General features: G+C 64.0%; 5 protein-coding genes and 1 pseudogene. 4 read left to right on the top strand and 2 right to left on the bottom strand.

What is annotated here, in order from left to right; translation table 11 throughout:
• From HUK84_RS11145 to HUK84_RS11135, 3 genes are all read left to right on the top strand, one after another.
• Positions 1–620: amidase family protein (locus HUK84_RS11145; RefSeq protein WP_218064325.1), on the top strand; the 620-nt coding region annotated here is incomplete at its 5' end.
• Complete coding sequence (locus HUK84_RS11140; RefSeq protein ID WP_176640359.1) at positions 620–1186, top strand: nuclear transport factor 2 family protein; 567 nt, start codon at positions 620–622, stop codon at positions 1184–1186. The genes HUK84_RS11145 and HUK84_RS11140, both read left to right, overlap by 1 nt.
• A gap of 29 nt (positions 1187–1215) precedes the next feature.
• Complete coding sequence (locus HUK84_RS11135; RefSeq protein WP_176640358.1) at positions 1216–1611, top strand: hypothetical protein; 396 nt, start codon at positions 1216–1218, stop codon at positions 1609–1611.
• A 14-nt stretch (positions 1612–1625) separates the two neighbouring features.
• On the opposite strand, the gene HUK84_RS11130 is transcribed toward HUK84_RS11135, so the two are convergent.
• Positions 1626–3002, bottom strand: a complete 1377-nt coding sequence (locus HUK84_RS11130; RefSeq protein WP_246285621.1) for a spinster family MFS transporter — start codon at positions 3000–3002, stop codon at positions 1626–1628.
• 98 nt (positions 3003–3100) lie between these two features.
• Here HUK84_RS11130 and HUK84_RS23875 point away from each other — a divergent pair.
• Positions 3101–3245 (top strand): annotated as a pseudogene (locus tag HUK84_RS23875) (IS5/IS1182 family transposase); the annotation flags it as partial.
• Between the two features lie 40 nt (positions 3246–3285).
• On the opposite strand, the gene HUK84_RS11120 reads toward HUK84_RS23875, so the two are convergent.
• Positions 3286–4501: FtsX-like permease family protein (locus tag HUK84_RS11120; protein ID WP_176640357.1), on the bottom strand; the 1216-nt coding region annotated here is incomplete at its 5' end.

Raw genomic sequence — 4501 nt, 5'->3', positions numbered from 1 at the left:
CGCTTGCCGCCCGCCCGCCCGCGCGCATCGGCGTCTGCCGGACGCCATGGTGGTCGCATGCCGAGCCGGGCACGCGCGCGGCAATGGAGGTGGCGGGCGAGTGCTTTCGCGCGCACGCGCACGTCGAAGACGTCGATTTGAGCGATTACGCGCTCGCCGCGGATATGCACGTCACCATCATGAGTTACGAGGCGGCGCAGTCGCTGGCCTGGGAATATGCCGCGCGGAAAGAGCGTCTGAGCCCGCAGATCACGCAGTTGATCGAAACCGGCCGCGCGATCGCATACGACACCTATCGGGACGCCTTGCGGCAGGCGGCGACGCTGCGCGAACGGATCGCGGGCGTGTTCGACGGCTTCGACGTGCTGCTGGCGCCGGCAGCACCGGGCGAGGCGCCGCTGCGCGAGACAGGAACGGGCAACCCCATTTTCAGCCGTCTCTGGACATTGCTGCGGCTGCCGACCGTCACCTTGCCCGGCCTGACGGGCGAGAACGGTCTGCCCGTAGGCGTGCAGCTTCTGGCGCGTCTTGACGCCGACGAGGATCTTCTCGATTGGTCTGCATGGGCGGAGAAGATTCTTCCGCGGCGCCCCCGTCCGGCAATTTGCGGGGTCGCGTGATGACCGTGGATGACATGGAAGCACGCATCGCGGCCCTGGCGGCGCGGGTCGAGGACCTGTCGGCCGAGTCGGAGATACGGAAAATACAGGCACGCTACATGTTCTTGTGCGACACTCCGTGCCCCGAAGCCGGGGTCCGCACCGATGCCGAGCGTATCGCACGGATCATGGATCTGTACACCGAGGACGCGGTCTGGGAGGGCGTTGGCGAGTATTACAATACCCAGTTCGGCCGGCGCGTCGGGAAAGCGGAAATCCGCGCGCATTTCGAAGCCTTCTGGGGCCAGAAACGCGACCCGGAATTGCTGCTGAACGTGCATTATCTGACGTCCGAGCAAATTCACGTCCAGGGCGACCGGGCGGACGGTCAATGGGTGCATTGCCAGCCCTGGATCTTCAGTGACGGCTCGTCCCTGCTGCGGTCGAGCCGCCTGAATAACCTGTTTCGGAAAATCGACGGGGTGTGGAAGATCGCGCGTACCCGGACGGAGAACGTCTTCGTGGCGCCGCTCCGTCCGGGTTGGGCGGAAAGCATTCCGACCCGGTCATTCCTCATGAACCCGTAATTCCACATTCATCCGACAGGAGCATTATCTTGGACCATCTCGAAACCGCAGTACGGGACGAAATCGTCGCGCTGCATCACTTACTGCAAGCCTGGTTCCGCGCCGAGGGCGATGACGATTCCGGCCCGATCCTGGCGCGCTTCGATCCTGGCTATACGATGATTGGCGCCGCCGGGCGCGTCATACGCCTGGACGGCTTCGCCAAGGCGCTCCCGACATTCCGGGGGGCTCGGCCGGGACTGGTGATGGAGATCCATGACGTGCAGGTGTGCCATAGGTTCGATGGCGGCGTCCTGGCTCTCTATCGGGAGGTGCAGAGTCAAGGCGACACACGCAACGCGCGCTGGTCGAGCGTGCTGTTCGTGACAGGTTCCGACGGAAAGACGCTTTTATGGAAGCATCTCCAGGAAACATTCCTGCCCTGATCCGGCCGTCGCTATCAGGGGTTTTCGCCAAGGGCCGCGGCGGCGTCCCCATATCCGGGACGTGCCGCGGCGCTCTCGATAGCCGGGTTCAGACGCCCCGACAGATAGATCAGCAGCGCCGCGAGCACGCTCGCACCCCCTGCGACCAGCGCGAGCGCGTATGCGACGCCGCCGGTGCCAGTGAAGACACGGTCGTCGAGATAGCCGATCAGCATCGAACCGCCCGAGAGCCCGATGAGCGAGTTGCACAGCAGCAGAACGGCCGAAAACTGCGACCTCAGCATCTTCGGCACGATCTGTTGCAACACGATGGCGGAAGGCGGCATGGGAAAGGAAGCGAAGAAGAACGTGACGCTCATCAGCGCGACGCAAAGCATTTCGTTCGCAACCGACATCGCGAGAATCAGCGTCGCGGCCGCGCAGAGAGAACCGACAAGCCCCGCCTTGACCGGAGCGTTGTCGATATGGCGGGTATTGAGCGCGTCAATCAAGCGGCCGCTCGTATAGGCTCCGCCACATCCGCAAACGATGACGATGACGCCCATCATCTCTCCGACCAGCGCATGCGGCATATGATAGGCCCGCATGAAGAAGGCCGGGGTCCAACTCATCAGTGAGAAGAGCGTGACGGCCGTGCTCGAATATCCAAGGAAATGGGTGAAAAAGAAGGCCGGATATTGCCGGAAGAACGTGGTCGCGCTCGGGCCGGGCTTGAAATGCGCGAAGGGCGCGCGCGGACCGGGCTCCTTGACGAAAATCGCGATGACGGTTGCCAGGGGAATGCCGGGCAGCCCGACGGCGATGAAGCAGAGCTTCCAGGAGCGGATGCCGTGCCAGCTTTGCGCACCGTGGATCGCCGACAGCAGGGCTCCGCCGCAAAGATAGGCCAGTCCAGCGCCGACGAAGGATCCCAGGGAAAAGAGCGCGAGGGTGCGCCCCAGCCGCCGCGGCGGAACGATGTCGGCAAGAAACGAATAGACGGCGGGCACGAGTGCCGCCTCGCCGGTGCCGACGACCATGCGGCAGAAAAACAATTGCCGGAAATTGTGGGACAGGCCGCAGCCCAATGTGGCGAGGCTCCAGACGGCGATCCCAGCCGCGATGATCGGCGGCCGCCTGATGCGATCGCTCAGGGCCGAGATCGGCAGACCGAGTATGGCGTAGAGAGAGGCGAAGGCGAGGCCGTTCAATATGGAGAATTGAAAATCCGTGAGAAAAAGGTCATGTTTTACCGGCGCGATGAGCAAGGAAAGGATTTGCCGGTCCACGAACGAGAGCACGTAGGCTATCGCGAACAGGAAGATCAGTGATCGTGCCGATAGGGATTTCATCTCATCCGCCTTACCCAAACGATTGTTTCGATAGTATGAATATTCCTGTGAAATGTCCATTAAAATGATTATCGCGGGAGTAAGGCTTGCACGATAATGTTCGCCAATCACGATGGAAGGGCAGCTTCATCCCGTTCGACCGATCGCAGCCGTATCGTCTGCCGCCGGATCTGAAATCGTGACTGCCGGCGCACGGGCGGCAAGGCGCGGTATCATCCGCGCCTGATGCGGCCGCTGCCGATTGATGCCTGTGCGAACGGCGTATTCCCGTCCCGTCGGATCGAACGGGCGACGCATCGCGACAGATCGCGCGAAAGACGTGCGCGAGAGGGATAAAGATGCTCTAATTCTGCCGAAGGGCCCGCGCGGGCTCGGCGCCGGCCACGCGCAAGGTTTGGCCGATCACGGTGATGAGGGCCATTGCCGCGGCGGCCAGGCCGACGGCTATGAAGAATCCGGGCGCCAGCGCGATCCGCTGATCGAACCCGGCCAGCCAGACGCGCATCAGCACCCAGGCGATGGGCCATGCGATCAGGTTGGCCAGCAGGACCGGCCGGATGAATTGCCCGCTCAGCAGCAGCAGGATGTCGCGCGCGCGGGCGCCCATGACCTTGCGGATGGCGATTTCATGCCTCCGGCGCGACAGGGTGAACGCCGACAATCCGTAAAGTCCCAGACAGGCGATCAGGATCGCAATGGCGGCGCCGATCGCGAACAGCCTGCCGTGATTCAGGTCCGCCCGGTAATCGGCGGCGAAAATATCCGGGACGCCGGTGCCGTCGAACGGGACATCGGGCGCGATCGCCCGCCAGGCGGCGCGCAGCCGCCGCATCGCGACGGGCTGGGGCATGCCGGCATAGCGGATGCTGGCCGCCACATAATCGATCGGCCGGCGCGTACCAATGAAGATCAGCGCCGCGACCGGGCTGTGCATGTCTTTGAAGCGTACGTCGTCGATCACGCCGATGACCCGGTACGGATGGTCCATCCCTTCCTCGCGCACCAGCCGGCCGATGGCCTGATCCGGCGTGGCGAAGCCGAAATCATGCGCGGCCAGGCGGCTGATGACGATATTGCGGATCGCATCGCCGCTCTTGCCCGTGTCCGGGTAATCGTCGCCATGGGCCGCGTCGAACAGACGGCCGGCCAGCAGGCGCATATGATAGGTCGCGAAATAATCGGGCGTGGCATACCCCCAGTTCGCCGAAAAGCGGCTGGCCGATCCATCGCGGTACCAATTGTCGGAATCGGACAGATGGTGCGGAAACATGTCCGACCGCGTGGCCGAGACCACGCCGGGCACCTGGCGCAGCCGGTCGACGATGTTGGCCTGCCGCTGGCGCAGGCTGTCGTCGTCCAGGGCTGGAATGACGATGACGCCCTCCTGGCGCAGGCCGCGCTGGGCATCGCGCACGAAGGCGGCCTGGCTGGTCATGACAAGGGTGCAGATCGCCAGGACGATCGCGAAACTGAATTGCAGCACCACCAGCATGTTCCGGACAAGGGCCGCACGCCGGCCGCCGGCCGGCGTGCGGCTGGCGGCCAGGACCGGGGCAGGG

Source organism: Nguyenibacter vanlangensis (assembly GCF_013376155.1).
Taxonomy (GTDB): Bacteria; Pseudomonadota; Alphaproteobacteria; order Acetobacterales; family Acetobacteraceae; genus Gluconacetobacter; species Gluconacetobacter vanlangensis.
The sequence above is the reverse complement of the archived record's forward strand: the minus strand, read 5'-3'. Positions and strand labels throughout refer to the sequence as shown.